Origin of the sequence: Pseudomonas sp. B21_DOA, assembly GCA_030544685.1 — a bacterium.
In the GTDB taxonomy this organism is placed as follows: Bacteria; Pseudomonadota; Gammaproteobacteria; order Pseudomonadales; family Pseudomonadaceae; genus Aquipseudomonas; species Aquipseudomonas fluorescens_AO.
The window spans coordinates 571,270-585,893 of sequence record CP086683.1 but is presented as its reverse complement, the minus strand read 5'-3'; the positions used below and the strand labels follow the sequence as shown (position 1 = coordinate 585,893).

The 14,624-nt window shown below is 60.3% G+C and carries 17 protein-coding genes and 2 pseudogenes; 9 read left to right on the top strand and 10 right to left on the bottom strand.

Annotation, left to right across the window (positions count from 1 at the left end; genetic code table 11):
- Nucleotides 1-123: 123 nt before the first annotated feature.
- Entirely contained in the window at nucleotides 124-318 is a 195-nt protein-coding gene (locus LJU32_02800) for a hypothetical protein (protein WKV89386.1), read from the bottom strand.
- Here LJU32_02800 and ftsY point away from each other — a divergent pair.
- The 4 genes from ftsY (at nucleotide 317) to rpoH (ending at nucleotide 4,466) form a co-directional block, all read left to right on the top strand.
- Entirely contained in the window at nucleotides 317-1,807 is a 1,491-nt protein-coding gene (gene ftsY / locus LJU32_02795; GenBank protein WKV89385.1) for a signal recognition particle-docking protein FtsY, read from the top strand. The genes LJU32_02800 and ftsY overlap by 2 nt on opposite strands.
- The gene (ftsE, locus tag LJU32_02790; protein ID WKV89384.1) at nucleotides 1,804-2,475 is read left to right on the top strand and encodes a cell division ATP-binding protein FtsE; all 672 of its coding nucleotides are present in this window, start codon (nucleotides 1,804-1,806) and stop codon (nucleotides 2,473-2,475) included. Before ftsY ends, ftsE begins: the two co-directional genes overlap by 4 nt.
- Nucleotides 2,472-3,497: a permease-like cell division protein FtsX gene (gene ftsX / locus LJU32_02785; protein ID WKV89383.1), complete on the top strand. Its 1,026-nt coding sequence runs from the start codon at nucleotides 2,472-2,474 to the stop codon at nucleotides 3,495-3,497. The genes ftsE and ftsX overlap by 4 nt, the downstream gene beginning before the upstream one ends.
- A gap of 114 nt (nucleotides 3,498-3,611) precedes the next feature.
- Entirely contained in the window at nucleotides 3,612-4,466 is an 855-nt protein-coding gene (gene rpoH, locus LJU32_02780; protein WKV89382.1) for an RNA polymerase sigma factor RpoH, read from the top strand.
- Nucleotides 4,467-4,645: 179 nt separating this feature from the next.
- Here the strand turns inward: rpoH and mtgA are convergent, their stop codons facing one another.
- On the bottom strand, nucleotides 4,646-5,368 hold the full coding sequence (gene mtgA / locus LJU32_02775) for a monofunctional biosynthetic peptidoglycan transglycosylase (protein WKV89381.1): 723 nt from the start codon (nucleotides 5,366-5,368) through the stop codon (nucleotides 4,646-4,648).
- Nucleotides 5,369-5,442: 74 nt separating this feature from the next.
- Here mtgA and LJU32_02770 point away from each other — a divergent pair, with 74 nt between their 5' ends.
- The 5 genes and pseudogenes from LJU32_02770 (at nucleotide 5,443) to LJU32_02750 (ending at nucleotide 8,645) form a co-directional block, all read left to right on the top strand.
- A complete protein-coding gene (locus tag LJU32_02770) occupies nucleotides 5,443-5,823 on the top strand; it encodes a DUF423 domain-containing protein (protein ID WKV89380.1) in 381 nt (126 codons plus the stop codon).
- A gap of 71 nt (nucleotides 5,824-5,894) precedes the next feature.
- The gene (gene thiS, locus LJU32_02765; protein WKV89379.1) at nucleotides 5,895-6,095 is read left to right on the top strand and encodes a sulfur carrier protein ThiS; all 201 of its coding nucleotides are present in this window, start codon (nucleotides 5,895-5,897) and stop codon (nucleotides 6,093-6,095) included.
- Between the two features lie 60 nt (nucleotides 6,096-6,155).
- Nucleotides 6,156-6,949 (top strand): annotated as a pseudogene (locus LJU32_02760) (thiazole synthase).
- Nucleotides 6,950-6,958: 9 nt separating this feature from the next.
- Nucleotides 6,959-7,684 carry a tRNA (guanosine(46)-N7)-methyltransferase TrmB gene (gene trmB / locus LJU32_02755; protein ID WKV89378.1) on the top strand — a complete coding sequence of 242 codons (726 nt, stop codon included), beginning with the start codon at nucleotides 6,959-6,961 and terminating at the stop codon, nucleotides 7,682-7,684.
- A 172-nt stretch (nucleotides 7,685-7,856) separates the two neighbouring features.
- Nucleotides 7,857-8,645 (top strand): hypothetical protein, encoded by a 789-nt coding sequence (locus tag LJU32_02750; GenBank protein WKV89377.1) that lies wholly within the window; start codon nucleotides 7,857-7,859, stop codon nucleotides 8,643-8,645.
- A gap of 123 nt (nucleotides 8,646-8,768) precedes the next feature.
- Here the strand turns inward: LJU32_02750 and LJU32_02745 are convergent, their stop codons facing one another.
- From LJU32_02745 to LJU32_02710, 8 genes and pseudogenes are all read right to left on the bottom strand, one after another.
- Entirely contained in the window at nucleotides 8,769-9,317 is a 549-nt protein-coding gene (locus LJU32_02745) for an RNA 2'-phosphotransferase (GenBank protein ID WKV91024.1), read from the bottom strand.
- A gap of 139 nt (nucleotides 9,318-9,456) precedes the next feature.
- Nucleotides 9,457-9,780, bottom strand: a complete 324-nt coding sequence (locus LJU32_02740; protein WKV89376.1) for a DUF3392 domain-containing protein — start codon at nucleotides 9,778-9,780, stop codon at nucleotides 9,457-9,459.
- Nucleotides 9,781-9,802: 22 nt separating this feature from the next.
- Nucleotides 9,803-11,008, bottom strand: coding sequence for a radical SAM family heme chaperone HemW (gene hemW / locus LJU32_02735; protein ID WKV89375.1), 1,206 nt, complete (start codon nucleotides 11,006-11,008; stop codon nucleotides 9,803-9,805).
- Nucleotides 11,005-11,601: an RdgB/HAM1 family non-canonical purine NTP pyrophosphatase gene (gene rdgB, locus LJU32_02730; GenBank protein WKV89374.1), complete on the bottom strand. Its 597-nt coding sequence runs from the start codon at nucleotides 11,599-11,601 to the stop codon at nucleotides 11,005-11,007. The genes hemW and rdgB overlap by 4 nt, the downstream gene beginning before the upstream one ends.
- Nucleotides 11,598-12,033 (bottom strand): annotated as a pseudogene (locus tag LJU32_02725) (DUF4426 domain-containing protein). Before LJU32_02725 ends, rdgB begins: the two are co-directional and overlap by 4 nt.
- Nucleotides 12,034-12,059: 26 nt before the next feature.
- Nucleotides 12,060-12,680: a methionine biosynthesis protein MetW gene (metW, locus tag LJU32_02720; protein WKV89373.1), complete on the bottom strand. Its 621-nt coding sequence runs from the start codon at nucleotides 12,678-12,680 to the stop codon at nucleotides 12,060-12,062.
- 7 nt (nucleotides 12,681-12,687) lie between these two features.
- Entirely contained in the window at nucleotides 12,688-13,827 is a 1,140-nt protein-coding gene (locus tag LJU32_02715; GenBank protein ID WKV89372.1) for a homoserine O-acetyltransferase, read from the bottom strand.
- A gap of 203 nt (nucleotides 13,828-14,030) precedes the next feature.
- Nucleotides 14,031-14,621, bottom strand: coding sequence for a YggT family protein (locus LJU32_02710; GenBank protein WKV89371.1), 591 nt, complete (start codon nucleotides 14,619-14,621; stop codon nucleotides 14,031-14,033).
- Between the last annotated feature and the right edge of the window lie 3 nt (nucleotides 14,622-14,624).

Sequence of the window (14,624 nt, the reverse complement as noted above, 5' to 3'; positions counted from 1 at the left end):
CGCGGTACTGGTAATGATCAATGACACGCCCTAGGATACTGATCCGTTTTACTGGCGGCCACGCCTATCAGGTTTCGATACCCGGTCAGGCTGTATGGGTTTGTCGCTGATAACAGCAGTTTTTCATCTGAACTGCGCGTTTTCGCCGACGATGCCGCTCCAGTCCTTCGTGTTAATTGAATTTTGAGGTGCCTTCGGCGCCTCGACAAAATGTTGCGCGTGAACAAGCTGGGTGAAACACAGTCTGTTCTGCATCGAATATTTATTTGCCGGGGCGCCCTGTTGGCGCGTCGCTACCGTGAGATAGCCGTCCTCCATGTTTGGTTCCAACGACGACAAGAAGAGCCCAGCTGCGGCTGGCGAGAAGAAAAGCCTGTTCGGATGGCTGCGGAAGAAACCGCAGGAACCCGTCGTCGAACAGCCGCCCGCGATTCCTGAGCCGGCCCCCGCGCCAGCGCCTGTAATAGAAGAAGAGCCGGCGCCGATTGTGCTGCCGATCGCTGAGCCGGTGCTGCAACCGGAGGCTGAAGCCGAGCGTGAAACACCGGCCGCTGCCGAGTTGCCGCTGACGCCCGCTGCCGAGCCGTGGCTGACCTTGCCGGTGGCAGAAGAGCCGGTGGCCCTGGTTGAAGAAGCAGCGCCGCATGTGACGCCTGTGATTCCCGCGCCGGCCGCCGAGCCGGCTGCGCAGCCTGTGCCTGAGTCGGTTGCCGAACCCGCGCCGGTCATTGCTGAACCCGTCGCTCCGGTTGTCCCGCCATCCGAGCCTGAGCCTGAGCCTGCACCGCTTGCCGCTGCGCCAGTTGTCGCTCCGGTCGTGCCCATGGAAGCGCCTGTAGAAGCGCCCGTCGAAACCCCGCGCACCGAAGAAACCAAAGCCGGCTTCTTCGCCCGTCTCAAGCAAGGCCTGTCGAAGACCAGCGCCAGCATCGGCGAGGGCATGGCCAGCCTGTTCCTCGGGCGCAAGACCATCGATGATGACCTGCTCGATGACCTCGAAACCCGTCTGCTGACCGCCGACGTCGGCGTTGAAGCCACCACGCAGATCATCCAGCGCCTGACTCAAAAGGTCGCCCGCAAGGAACTGGCCGACGCCGACGCCCTGTACAAATCCTTGCAGGCCGAACTGGCGGCGATGCTCAAGCCGGTTGAACAGCCACTGAAAATCGCCTCGCAGAACAAGCCGTTCGTGATTCTGGTGGTCGGCGTCAACGGCGCCGGCAAAACCACCACCATCGGCAAACTGGCGAAGAAGCTGCAACTGGAAGGCAAGAAAGTCATGCTGGCGGCCGGCGATACCTTCCGCGCCGCCGCCGTGGAGCAATTGCAGGTCTGGGGCGAGCGCAACAAGATTCCGGTGATCGCCCAGCACACCGGCGCCGATTCGGCTTCGGTCATCTTCGACGCGGTGCAAGCGGCTAAGGCCCGTGGTATCGACGTGCTGATCGCTGACACCGCCGGTCGCCTGCACACCAAAGACAACCTGATGGAAGAGCTGAAAAAGGTCCGCCGGGTGATCGGCAAGCTCGACGCCGACGCGCCGCACGAAGTGCTGCTGGTGCTCGACGCCGGCACTGGCCAGAACGCCATCAATCAGGCCAAGCAGTTCAATCAGACTGTCGAACTGACCGGCCTGGCCCTGACCAAGCTCGACGGCACCGCCAAGGGCGGGGTGATTTTCGCCCTGGCCAAGCAGTTCGGTCTGCCGATCCGCTACATCGGCGTCGGTGAAGGCATCGACGATTTGCGTACCTTTGAAGCCGAACCCTTTGTCCAGGCACTATTTGCCGAGCGGGAGCGTTCATGATTCGTTTCGAACAGGTCGGTAAACGCTACCCGAACGGTCACGTCGGCTTGCATGAGCTGAGCTTTCGAGTCCGTCGTGGCGAGTTCTTGTTTGTCACCGGTCACTCCGGTGCCGGTAAATCCACGCTGTTGCGCCTGTTGTTGGCAATGGAGCGGCCGACCAGCGGCAAACTGCTGCTCGCCGGGCAGGACCTGAGCACCATCAGCAACGCGCAGATTCCATTTCTGCGCCGGCAGATCGGCGTGGTGTTCCAGAATCACCAGTTGCTGTTCGACCGCACGGTGTTCAACAACGTCGCCTTGCCACTGCAGATTCTCGGCCTGTCCAAGGTCGAGATTGCCAAGCGCGTCGATTCGGCGCTGGAGCGCGTGGCACTGTCGGATAAAAGCGATCTGTACCCGGGCGACCTGTCCACCGGTCAGCAACAGCGCGTCGGCATCGCCCGCGCCATCGTCCACCGCCCGGCCTTGCTGCTGGCGGACGAACCGACCGGTAACCTCGACCCGCGTCTTGCGGCGGAGATCATGGGCGTGTTCGAAGACATCAACCGTTTGGGCACCAGCGTGCTGATCGCCAGTCACGACCTGGCACTGATCGCGCGCATGCGTCATCGCATGCTGACCCTGCAACGCGGCCGCCTGATCGGCGACGGGGAGGCCGGGGTATGAGTGCGACACGCAGTCCGAAGGTTTCCGAGCGCGTGGCCCCGAAGGCCGCCGACCCGCAACCGCAAAAGAAGAAAAAGCACGACGATGACGATGGTCCGGACTTCGCCACGCTGTTTCGCGCCTGGATCGAAAGCCACCGCGCCAGCCTGCTCGACAGCCTGCGCCGCCTCGGCAAACAGCCGATCGGCAGCTTCTTCACCTGCATGGTGATGGCCGTTGCATTGAGTCTGCCGATGGGGCTGTCGCTGTTGCTTAACAACGTCGAGCGTCTTGGCGGTTCCTGGCAGCGCGCGGCGCAGATTTCCCTGTACCTGCAACTCGACGCCAGCCCGGATCAGGGCGAGTCGCTGCGTGAGCAGATCAAAGGCATGCCCGGCGTAGCCGATGCCGAATATGTTGGCCGCGATCAGGCGCTGGAGGAGTTCCAGCAGCAGTCCGGCCTGGGCGAAGCCCTGCGTGAGCTGCCGGAAAACCCTTTGCCCGGTGTAGTGCTGGTGACACCGAACGAAGTCGACAAGCCGACACTCGAAGCATTAAGACAAAAACTTTCCGAGCTGCCCAAGGTACAACAGGCGCAACTTGATCTAGTCTGGGTCGAGCGTCTGGCAGCCATCCTCAAGCTTGGCGACCGCTTTGTCTTCGGTCTGACGGTGCTTTTGGTGTCTGCATTACTTTTGGTGATAGGCAATACCATTCGTCTTCATATTGAAAACCGCCGCACCGAGATAGAAGTGATTAAACTCGTCGGCGGCACTGACAGTTATGTGCGTCGCCCTTTCCTTTATATGGGCGCGTTGTATGGCTTCGGTGCAGGGCTGTTGTCCTGGGGTGTATTGGCGTTCGGCCTCAACTGGCTGAACGATGCGGTGGTTGGACTGGCCGGCTTGTACGGCAGTGATTTCGCCTTGGCCGGCGTGCCAGTGGCCGACGGTCTGTCGCTCTTGCTTGGCGCGGTGCTGTTGGGTTATATCGGTGCATGGATTGCAGTCGCACGTCATCTCAGGGAGCTGGCGCCGAAGTAGAATCTTTTTGCGCGTGATTGACCTTGCGGTTTTTATGGGAACTTGTACCTGAGTTCCCGGTCAATTTTTCGCAGTGCCGAGAGGCACGAGTATGTAAGTGGGAGGTTTTTTCGTATGACCAATTCTTTGCAACCTGCGTATGCGCTGGTTCCGGGTGCGAACCTGGAAGCCTACGTGCACACCGTCAACAGCATTCCATTGCTGACGCCGGAGCAGGAGCGTGAACTGGCCGAGAGTCTCTACTATGAGCAGGATTTGGGGGCGGCTCGGCAGATGGTGCTCGCCCACCTGCGTTTTGTCGTACACATTGCCCGTAGCTATTCCGGCTACGGTCTGGCTCAGGCTGACCTGATCCAGGAAGGTAACGTCGGCCTGATGAAGGCCGTCAAGCGCTTCAACCCGGAAATGGGTGTGCGTCTGGTGTCGTTCGCCGTGCACTGGATCAAGGCGGAAATTCACGAGTTCATCCTGCGCAACTGGCGCATTGTGAAAGTCGCGACCACCAAGGCCCAGCGCAAGCTGTTCTTCAACCTGCGCAGCCAGAAGAAGCGTCTGGCGTGGCTGAACAACGAGGAAGTCCACCGTGTGGCGGAAAGCCTTGGCGTCGAACCACGTGAAGTGCGCGAGATGGAAAGTCGCCTGACCGGCCATGACATGGCCTTCGACCCGGCTGCCGAAGCCGACGACGACAGTGCTTTCCAGTCGCCGGCCAACTACCTGGAAGACCACCGGTACGACCCGGCGCGTCAACTGGAAGATGCCGACTGGAGCGACAACTCGAACACCAACCTGCACGAAGCACTCGAAGTGCTGGACGAGCGTAGCCGCGACATCCTCTACCAGCGCTGGCTGGCAGAAGAGAAAGCCACGCTGCACGACCTGGCGCAGAAGTACAACGTGTCGGCCGAGCGAATCCGTCAGCTCGAAAAGAGCGCGATGAACAAGCTCAAGTTGTCGATCGCCGCGTAACCGGCGCATCAGCAATAAAAAACGCCCCGATCAGCGATGATCGGGGCGTTTTCATTTCTGTTTCAACATAAATCCCTGTGGGAGCGAGCCTGCTCGCGAATGCGGTTTATCAGTGACATCAACACAGGCTGACACACCGCTTTCGCGAGCAGGCTCGCTCCCACATTAGTATTTCGGCGTTATTCAGACCAAGGCGCTCGCCGCGAATCATTCAGTCCGAGCAGATAACTATCGCCACCCAACTGACTCATCTGCTGCCGAATCCACCCGGCGCGTCGCGATACATAACCGGTCGGATGACTCGCGCTCCACACCCGTGGATTGGGCAGTACCGCGGCCAGATAACTCGCCTGCTGACGCGACAATGACTTCGCACTCACGCCAAAGTGATGACGGGCCGCCGCTTCAGCGCCAAACACGCCGTCATCCCACTCAACGCTGTTCAGGTACACCTCGAGAATCCGCTGCTTGGGCCAGAACACCTCGATCAGCGCGGTAAACCACGCTTCCAGGCCTTTGCGCAGATAACTGCGGCCCGACCAGAGAAAGAGATTTTTCGACACCTGCTGGCTCAAGGTGCTGGCACCGCGAATCGAACCGCCCAGTTCGTTGTGTGCCAGAGCGGCCTGAATCGCGCTCAGATCGAAGCCCCAGTGCTCGGGGAATTTCTGGTCTTCGCCAGCAATTACCGCCACTTTCAGGTCATCGGAGATTTCGCCCCAAGGTTTCCAGGTGCGCTGCAGATCAATCGGCTCACCGTCGACCCAGGATTCGACCTTGCGCTCGACCATCAACGCCGTACCCGGCGGTGGCACGAAGCGAAACACCAGCACCAGCAAGACACTGCCGCCGGCGAACCAGAGCAGGGCCTTAGTGAGACGACGGAAAATTGAACGCAGCATAGAGATGGCTTGGCCGAACCCGTGGAGCGGGCCATTATACAGACCCTGCCGATGGCGTCTGACTGGAGTTCCCCATGCTGCGTGGCTTTTTGATGCTGGCCGCTTTTTTCGGATTCACCGGCGTTGCGCTGGGCGCGTTCGCCGCCCATGGCCTGAAAAACCGCCTGACCCCGGAATACCTGACGATTTTCCACACGGGCGTCACCTACCAACTGGTGCACACACTCGCGCTGTTCGGCGTTGCGCTGCTGGCCACGCAGATTCAAGGGCGACTGATCACTTGGGCCGGCGTGTCCTTCACCATCGGCATCCTGTTGTTCTCCGGCAGCCTGTACGTGCTGACCATGACCGGCATCAGCAAGCTCGGCATCATCACGCCGTTTGGTGGCCTCGCGTTTCTCATCGGTTGGGTTTGCCTCGGCCTCGCCGCCTGGCGCTTGCAGCTAACCGCTTGACGCTTGGTACTGACCTTTAGGTCATGATCGGGCTAGAATGCCAGCCCCTAAAAATGATGGCGGCGTTGTGCATGCGCATTCAGTTGAACGGCGAGTCCTTTGAATTGCCCGACGGTGAAACCGTTGCGGGCCTGATCACCCGTCTGGATCTGACCGGGCGCCGTGTGGCGGTAGAGCTCAATCTGGACATCGTCCCGCGCAGCCAGCACGCCGATACCACCTTGAACGACGGCGACAACGTCGAAGTGGTCCACGCCATCGGCGGCGGCTGATCGCCCGGCCCGCGAGGGCACAGAATTCTGCAAGACCCTCACCCCTAAAGAGGATTCCCCATGAGCATCGTTCGTAGCGACAAGCCTTTTGTGCTGGCCGGTCGTACTTACCAGTCGCGTTTGCTGGTCGGTACCGGCAAGTACCGTGACATGGAAGAAACCCGCCAGGCCATCGAAGCCTCGGGTGCCGAAATCGTCACCTTCGCCGTACGCCGCACCAACCTGGGCCAGATCGAAGGCGAGCCGAACCTGCTTGAGGTGCTGTCGCCGGAGCGCTACACCTTCCTGCCGAACACTGCCGGTTGCTACGACGCCATCGAAGCCGTGCGCACCTGCCGCCTGGCGCGTGAGCTGCTCGACGGCCACAACCTGGTGAAGCTGGAAGTGCTGGCCGATCAGAAGACCCTGTTCCCCAACGTGATCGAAACCCTCAAGGCCGCCGAAACGCTGGTCAAGGAAGCCTTCGACGTGATGGTCTACACCAGCGATGACCCGATCATCGCCCGGCAACTGGCGGAAATCGGTTGCATCGCCGTGATGCCGCTGGCCGGTCTGATCGGCTCCGGTCTGGGCATCTGCAATCCGTACAATCTGCAGATCATCCTCGAAGAAGCCAAGATCCCGGTGCTGGTGGATGCTGGCGTCGGTACCGCTTCCGACGCGACCATCGCCATGGAGCTGGGTTGCGACGCCGTACTGATGAACTCGGCCATCGCCCACGCCCAGCAGCCGGTGATGATGGCGCAAGCCATGCAACACGCCATCGTCGCGGGTCGTCTGGCCTACCTCGCTGGCCGTATGCCGAAAAACTCTATGCCAGCGCCTCTTCGCCGCTGGATGGTCTGATCAAGTAAGAGCCATTGATGACTGAATCGAACGACACGCCTGTCCAGCCGGACGAAGGCGACGAGCGCCAACACCGCCGCATCAAGAGTTTCGTGATGCGCGCCGGGCGCATGACCGAAGGCCAGCAACGCGGCCTGGACCAGGGCGCGCCGCTGTACGTGCTGCCGCTGGCCGATGCGCCGGTCGATTACGACCAGGTGTTCGGCCGCTCGGCGCCGCGCTCGCTGGAAATCGGTTTCGGCATGGGCCATTCGCTGCTGGAAATGGCCGCGGCTGCTCCGGAGCAGGATTTCATCGGTGTTGAAGTACACCGTCCGGGTGTCGGCGCGCTGCTCAATGGCGTGTTGACCCAAGGTCTGACCAACCTGCGGGTCTACGATTGCGACGCGATCGAAGTGCTCAACCGCTGCATCGCCGACAACAGCCTCGATCGCCTGATGCTGTTTTTCCCGGATCCGTGGCACAAGAGCCGCCACCACAAGCGACGCATCGTCCAGGCCTCGTTCGCCGAGCTGGTGCGTAGCAAGTTGAAGGTTGGCGGCATTCTGCACATGGCCACCGACTGGGAACCGTACGCCGAGTACATGCTGGAAGTGATGAACGTCGCCCCCGGCTACCGCAACCTTGCCGAAGACGGCAAATGCGTCCCGCGCCCGGCCGAACGCCCGATCACCAAGTTCGAACGCCGCGGCGAACGTCTTGGCCATGGCGTGTGGGATCTGAAGTTCGAAAAACTGTCTTAAGCATCACGCAACACCCCGGTAGGAGCTGCGGCGCGCTGCGATCTTTTGATCTTGATTTTGAGGATCAAAGGTTGCAGCGTGCCGCAGCTCCTACAGTTGTTTCTGGGGTTCGCTCAAGTTTGGCCATGATCCGCCGATAGCTCGAGGCCCCATTTGTAAAGGAAGACAAATCTTGAAAGCCATTTTTGCCTGCACCGTAGTTCTGGGGCTGCTGTTTTGCGCAGCGTGCGAACGGGTAGTCAGCCCCGAGGAATACTTCGCGAGTGCGCAGAGAACGGCGGCAAAGATCGAGCGCGACGCTAATGACCGGATCAAGCGTGAGGCCGCCGGGGAAAGCGTGCAATACACCCCTGAACAGTTGCGCGTTGCCGAGGGTGATCTCGAGGCTCTTGTGGATAACCTCAAGCATGCGTCGGACGGCGGGCACACGCTGGCCACCTATTTTCTGGCCAGCCTGCAGGACAACCCGATGTTTTCCGAGCAGACGCGCTTACAGACCTGTGGTCTTTATCAGCAGGCCATGGATGATGGATTGTTAGCGGCTGCGGTGGGCTATTACCATTTGTGCGACAAGGCGTATGAACGATTTGATGCGCAAAATCCTGATCATTTGAAATTCTTGCAGTCTCTCGAGCAGTTGCTGCTCAAGCCTGATACGCAGGCTGACGACTATCCGTTGCAGGCCAAACGTTCGCTGTGTTTTGAAGAAAACGGGGCGCCTGCCGGCAGGGTCGGGCCGATGGCCGCCATGCGAGCCCGCGCAGCTGGCCTGGTATTGTCCGAAGACCAGTTCCGGGCTGAGGCCTACTACATACTCGCGTTGACTCGTGTGAATGGCAGCGATCTGCGCGACAGCGGGAATATCGAACACTTCGATAAAGCGATAGCGCTGGGCTGCAAAGATTCCGTTGGCCTTAAGGCGATCCTGCAGGCGCAGAGCCGCTTATCGAAGAATCATTGAACCATGGCCCGATAGTGGGAGCGAGCCTGCTCGCGAAGAGGTGTGTCAGTCGGCGTGGATGTTGAGTGTCAAACAGCTATCGCGAGCAGGCTCACTCCTACAGTAGTTGTGAGTATCTCGGATTTACAGTTTTGTCATGAAGCGCGCAGGTACGTGGTCTGTCAGCCACACGCCGTTTTCGGCCTGATAGAACTTGAAGCCTCCTTCCTGCATCTGCTGCGCCGCGACTGCGAGGACCACTACGCTGCCGTAGCGTTGACCTACGGAAGTGGCAGTGACGATCTCTTCCGAAAGATGCACATGATGGCGTGATCCAGGGATTAGACCTTGTTCATTGATCGAATCGAGAAAACGCGTCGCTGTGCCGTGATACAGCGTTTGCGGTGGGTGTTTCTCGTCGAACTGCAACTCGACAGTCTTCGTCGAATGGCCCTGAACAGCGCGGATGCACAAGCCGTCAGTGGAAATCGCAAAACGCTTTTTGTCGCTACTTGCCACCACTGTTTCAATCAAATCGCGATCGAGATTGCGACCGTCACGCGCAGCACCATGAATCAGTGCGTCGATATTTGCCCAGCCATCCGAATCCAGCGTAAGACCAATCGCTTGAGGCTGGTGACGCAACACGAAGCTGAGAAATTTGCTCGTCTCATCCAGTAGTTTTTTACTCATGAACTTCCCTTTCATTGCGATCAACTGTGGGAGCGAGCCTGCTCGCGAAAGCGGTCTGACAATCAACGATGATGTTGGATGTCATGACGCCTTCGCGAGCTGGCTCGCTCCCACATTTCGTTTTGGGGTGTTTGCGGGTTCAGCGGCGGTCGGCGACGACGCCGATCAGCACTAACACCACCAGCAGCACCGGCGCCAGGCTGTAGTTGTTGAACTGGCTCAGGCCTTTGATCACCCACGGCGTGGCGTAGATCAGCGCGGCGCCGCTGCCGATCAGGCAGAGCAGGGCCATCAGGGGCACGCGCAGGGCGCCGGCGATGCTGCCCAGGCGTTGTTCGACCCAGCCTTTGAAGTCGGCGCCGAACAGCACCAGCAGACAACCGACCAGCGCCAGAGCGATTTCCGAGAGATTGCTGCGGCTCCAGCGGGAGACGGTGGCCAGCAGGTCGAGTATCAAATCCATGCGTTTTCCCTTTGAGCTGAAGTCAGTTCAGAAATTGTTGCAGCAAGTCGTTGAGGAACAGCTGGCCGCGTTCGGTCGCCGCCAGGCGTGACGGTTCGACCTGCAACAGGCCGCTTTGTTCGGCCTCGCGGCGGCCTTCGGCGAGGGTCTCCAGCGACAGGCCGGTGCGTTCCGGATACAGGCGCGATTCGACCCCGGCGGTCAGGCGCAGGGCGTTCATCAGGAACTCGAACGGCATCTCGTCATTGCTCAGGGATTTCTCGCCGGCCTGAAAGCTTTTCGCCGGGTTCAGATAATCCTTCGGCAGGCGGGTTTTCCATGTGCGCACGATGCGCCCGTCCGGGTGGCTCAACTTGCCATGGGCGCCGGCGCCGATGCCGATGAAATCGCCAAAACTCCAGTAATTGAGGTTATGCCGCGCCGGGCGACCGGCCTGGGCATACGCCGACACTTCGTATTGCGCGTAACCGTGCTCGGCCAGCAGCGCCTGCCCAGCTTCCTGAATATCCCACAGGGTGTCATCTTCGGGCAGCACTGGCGGCTGGTTCCAGAACACCGTGTTCGGCTCCAGCGTCAGCTGATACCAGGAAATGTGCGTCGGTTTCAGCGCAATGGCCTGGCGCAGATCGCTCAAGGCATCGTCCAGCGACTGATCGGGCAAACCGTGCATCAAGTCCAAGTTGAAGTTATCGAACCCGGCCTGCCGCGCCATGCCTGCCGCACGCACGGCTTCGTCACCGTTGTGGATGCGGCCAAGGGCCTCAAGCTTCTCCTGCTGAAAGCTCTGGATACCGATTGATAGCCGATTGATCCCCAGCTTGCGATAGGCGACAAACTTCTCCTGCTCGAAGGTGCCCGGATTCGCCTCAAGGGTGATTTCGATGTCGGCGGCGAACGGGATGCGCTGCTCGACACCCTTCAACAACCGCCCGAGGGCTTCGGCGCTGAACAGGCTCGGCGTCCCGCCACCGAAGAAAATCGAAGTCAGCTCACGGCCATACACCGCATGCAGATCCTGATCGAGATCGGCCAGCAGCGCGTCGACGTATTCCTGCTCCGGCAGCACCGGGCTGGCGGTGTGCGAGTTGAAATCGCAATACGGGCATTTGCGTACACACCACGGAATGTGGATGTACAGCGCCAGGGGCGGCAGGGTTGGCAGCGGTGCCCGAGGCGAGGACGCGGCCCCGCCGATGATCAGCGACGACGCGCAAGAATCAGTGGTCATTTCAAGCCCAGACGCTGGCGCAGCAGATCCATTGCACGGGCGCGGTGGCTGATCTGGTTCTTGTCGGCCGGGCTCAGCTCGGCGCTGGAGCAATCGCGCTCCGGCACCCAGAACAGCGGGTCGTAACCGAAACCGTGTGCGCCGCTGGCTGCGTTGAGGATGCGCCCGTGCCACAGGCCTTCGCAGAGGATCGGCAGCGGATCATCGGCGTGGCGCACCAGTGCCAATACGCAGACGAACTGTGCGCCGCGTTCGGCTTGCGGCACGTCCTTCAGCGCATCGAGCAGTTTGGCGTTGTTTGCCGCGTCGCCCTGGCCGTCGGCGTAACGCGCCGAATAGATGCCCGGCGCACCGCCAAGGAAATCCACTGCCAGCCCGGAGTCGTCGGCCAGTGCCGGCAGCCCGGAAATGCGCGCGGCATTGCGGGCCTTGAGGATCGCGTTCTCGACAAACGACAGGCCGGTTTCTTCCGGTTCGACCTTGCTCCACTCGCCAATCGAGCGCAGTTGCACCGAGTCGCCGAGCATGGCCTGGAGTTCTTTGAGTTTGCCGGCGTTATGGCTGGCCAGTACGAGCTGCTTGATGTTCATCATTCGCCGGGGAAGAGTTCTTGGTTGAAGTTGATGGTGTTGATCTTGTCGCCGTTCTGCACCTTGATTTCAAAGGTGCGGGTTTCCTGCTGCGGCACCGGGTACTGAGCGATGTAGTAGATCGCGCCCTGTTCGGTGACCTGGCGGAATTTCAGCGCCATGCTGTTGCTGGTCAGGTCCTTGATCGTGCCGGTGACGCTGGCGATCACCGGCTTGCCGTCCTTGACCACCGAAACATTGATCACGCCCTGATTCTTGCTGCGGATCAGCTCGGCAGCCTTGGCGATGTCCGGTTGCAGGAACGTCGAGTTGAACGTGTTGTAGTGCACCGTGACGTCACCGAAGGTTTCCTTGCGTTCACCTTTGATGACGTCCGCCGCCAGCGGCGCTGGCGCTCAGGCAGGCGGTGAGTAACAGCAACGCTAGACGACTCATGTTCGTGCTCCTTCAAATGCCCTGGCTCAGACCGCGACTCGGTGGTCCGCCAACTGGGGACTACTGACGCGATAGATGCCGATTTCACCTAACAGATTAGGCCATAGCTTACTGGCCCACCCGTGGCGGTGCTGTTGATCCACGGCAAGCCGATCAATGACCTTCGCGTCACGTTCGCGGCACAGTTCTTCGAAATCCTCGAAGGTGCAGAAGTGGATGTTCGGCGTGTTGTACCAGGTATAGGGGAGGAATTCCGAGACCGGCATACGGCCCTTGCTCGCCAGGTACCAGCGGCAGCGCCAGTGGCCGAAATTGGGGAAGGTGATGATGCACTGACGGCCGACCCGGAGCATTTCGTCGAGGATCCTGTCCGGGTAATGGACCGCTTGCAGGGCCTGGGTCATGACGACGATGTCGAAACTGTTGCTGGCAAAATTGCCCAGGCCTTTGTCCAGATCCTGCTCGATGACGTTGATGCCCTTGGCCACGCACTCGGCGATGTTATCGGCGTCGTTTTCCAGGCCATAACCGGTGACGTTCTTGTTGTCGCGCAGCCAGGTCAGCAGCTCGCCGTCACCGCAACCGAGGTCAAGGACGCGGCTGCCGGCGGGGATCCACTCCTGAATGATTTCCAGATCAGCTCTCATGGCTTTCTCACAACGAAATGCGGTTCATGTAATTGCCGAACGCCTGCAAATAACGCGGGATCGGAATCAGGAAGGCGTCGTGGCCTTGGGGCGCGTCGATTTCCAGATAACTGACGTCCTTGCGCGCAGCCATCAGCGCATCCACCAGTTCCCGCGAGCGCGCAGGGGAGAAGCGCCAGTCGGTGGTGAACGACATCACGCAGAATTTTGCCGTAGCGTTTTCAAAGGTTTTCGCCAGATCATCGTCGAAGTTCGCCGCCGGATCGAAGTAATCCAGCGCTTTGGTCATCAACAGATAGGTGTTGGCATCGAAGCGCCCGGAAAACTCTTCGCCCTGATAACGCAGGTAGCTCTCGACCTGAAACTCGACACTGTGGAAGTCGTAGTTGAGCTTTTCGCTCTTCAGGCCACGGCCGAATTTCTCACCCATGGAGTCGTCGGACAGATAGGTGATGTGCCCGACCATGCGCGCCAGCATCAGCCCGCGCTTGGGGATCACGCCGGCTTCCTGGAACGAACCACCGTGGAATTCCGGGTCGGTGAGGATCGCCTGACGCGCGACTTCGTTGAAGGCGATGTTCTGCGCCGACAGTTTCGGCGCCGAGGCGATCGCCAGACAGTGCCGCACGCGATCCGGGTAGGTGATGGTCCATTGCAACGCCTGCATGCCGCCGAGGCTGCCGCCGATCACCGCTGCCCACTGGCCGATGCCGAGCAAATCAGCGAGGCGCGCCTGGCTGTGCACCCAGTCTTCGACGGTGAGCACCGGGAAATCAGCGCCGAACGGCTTGCCGGTCTCCGGGTTGATGCTGCTCGGCCCGGTGGAGCCGTTGCAGCCGCCGAGGTTGTTCAGGCTGACCACGAAGAATTTATTGGTGTCGATCGGCTTGCCGGGGCCGATGCAGCTGTCCCACCAACCGGGCTTGCGGTCGTCGACGCTGTGATAACCAGCGGCGTGATGATGACCGGACAGCGCGTGGCAGATCAGTACGGCGTTGCTCGCCTGAGCGTTCAGCGTGCCGTAGGTTTCATAGATCAGGTCATAAGCGGCCAGCGAACGGCCACAGGCCAGCGTCAGCGGTTCGCTGAAATGCGCGGTTTGCGGCGTTACCAGACCAACAGAATCGGCGGGAAAGGCAGTTGGCATCGACCCTGCTCTCGTTGAAATGAGGCGTAAGTCTAAAGACCGGGGGGTTAGCGGCAAGCAACGATCAGGTCCGGCGTTTTCGCTTCGGATCGAGGTGCAGCCATTCGCGAGCAGGCTCGCTCCCACAGTTGAAATGCATTCCAATGTGGGAGCGAGCCTGCTCGCGAAAAGGCGACTCGGTCAGTCAGACCGAACGCACTCGGTTACATCAGCAAACGCAGAATCTCCGGCATCATCGTCATCGCCGCCAGATTGTTGATCACCAGCATGTCGATCAGTTTGAGTGCAAGGAAGGCGAAGATCGGCGACAGGTCCAGGCCGCCGAGGTTCGGCAGGAAGCGGCGGAACGGTGCCAGTGCCGGCTCGCAGATCTGGTTGACCAGTTCGGCGCCCGGATTGTGGCTGCCCGGTGCGACCCACGAGAGGATCACGCTGATGATCAGAGCGAAGAAGAAGATCTTCAAGAACAGTGCAGTGACGCCGATCAGCGACCAGATCAACAGTTGCAGCGGGTTGCCGGTGGTGCCGTAGGTCAGCAGCAGGGTCAGCGCCATCAGCAGCAGTTGCACCAGAATCGCCAGCACCAGCGAGGACATGTCGAGGCCGAACAGGCTCGGGATGATCCGGCGCAAAGGCTTGAGCAGCGGCTGGGTGGTTTTGACCACGAACTGGCACAGCGGATTGTAGAAGTTCGCCCGTACCAGTTGCAGGACGAAGCGCAGCAGCACGATCAGCAGGTACAGGCTGCCGAGGGTTTGCAGCACGTAAACCGCTGCGGTGTTCAATCCGATCATGTA

Excerpts from the sequence above, each read along its gene's own strand:
- ftsY (WKV89385.1), top strand. The coding sequence starts at position 317 with ATGTTTGGTTCCAACGACGACAAGAAGAGCCCAGCTGCGGCTGGCGAG.
- LJU32_02800 (WKV89386.1), bottom strand. The coding sequence starts at position 318 with ATGGAGGACGGCTATCTCACGGTAGCGACGCGCCAACAGGGCGCCCCG.
- ftsE (WKV89384.1), top strand. The coding sequence starts at position 1,804 with ATGATTCGTTTCGAACAGGTCGGTAAACGCTACCCGAACGGTCACGTC.
- ftsX (WKV89383.1), top strand. The coding sequence starts at position 2,472 with ATGAGTGCGACACGCAGTCCGAAGGTTTCCGAGCGCGTGGCCCCGAAG.
- rpoH (WKV89382.1), top strand. The coding sequence starts at position 3,612 with ATGACCAATTCTTTGCAACCTGCGTATGCGCTGGTTCCGGGTGCGAAC.
- mtgA (WKV89381.1), bottom strand. The coding sequence starts at position 5,368 with ATGCTGCGTTCAATTTTCCGTCGTCTCACTAAGGCCCTGCTCTGGTTC.
- LJU32_02770 (WKV89380.1), top strand. The coding sequence starts at position 5,443 with ATGCTGCGTGGCTTTTTGATGCTGGCCGCTTTTTTCGGATTCACCGGC.
- thiS (WKV89379.1), top strand. The coding sequence starts at position 5,895 with ATGCGCATTCAGTTGAACGGCGAGTCCTTTGAATTGCCCGACGGTGAA.
- trmB (WKV89378.1), top strand. The coding sequence starts at position 6,959 with ATGACTGAATCGAACGACACGCCTGTCCAGCCGGACGAAGGCGACGAG.
- LJU32_02745 (WKV91024.1), bottom strand. The coding sequence starts at position 9,317 with ATGAGTAAAAAACTACTGGATGAGACGAGCAAATTTCTCAGCTTCGTG.
- LJU32_02740 (WKV89376.1), bottom strand. The coding sequence starts at position 9,780 with ATGGATTTGATACTCGACCTGCTGGCCACCGTCTCCCGCTGGAGCCGC.
- hemW (WKV89375.1), bottom strand. The coding sequence starts at position 11,008 with ATGACCACTGATTCTTGCGCGTCGTCGCTGATCATCGGCGGGGCCGCG.
- rdgB (WKV89374.1), bottom strand. The coding sequence starts at position 11,601 with ATGATGAACATCAAGCAGCTCGTACTGGCCAGCCATAACGCCGGCAAA.
- metW (WKV89373.1), bottom strand. The coding sequence starts at position 12,680 with ATGAGAGCTGATCTGGAAATCATTCAGGAGTGGATCCCCGCCGGCAGC.
- LJU32_02715 (WKV89372.1), bottom strand. The coding sequence starts at position 13,827 with ATGCCAACTGCCTTTCCCGCCGATTCTGTTGGTCTGGTAACGCCGCAA.
- LJU32_02710 (WKV89371.1), bottom strand. The coding sequence starts at position 14,621 with ATGATCGGATTGAACACCGCAGCGGTTTACGTGCTGCAAACCCTCGGC.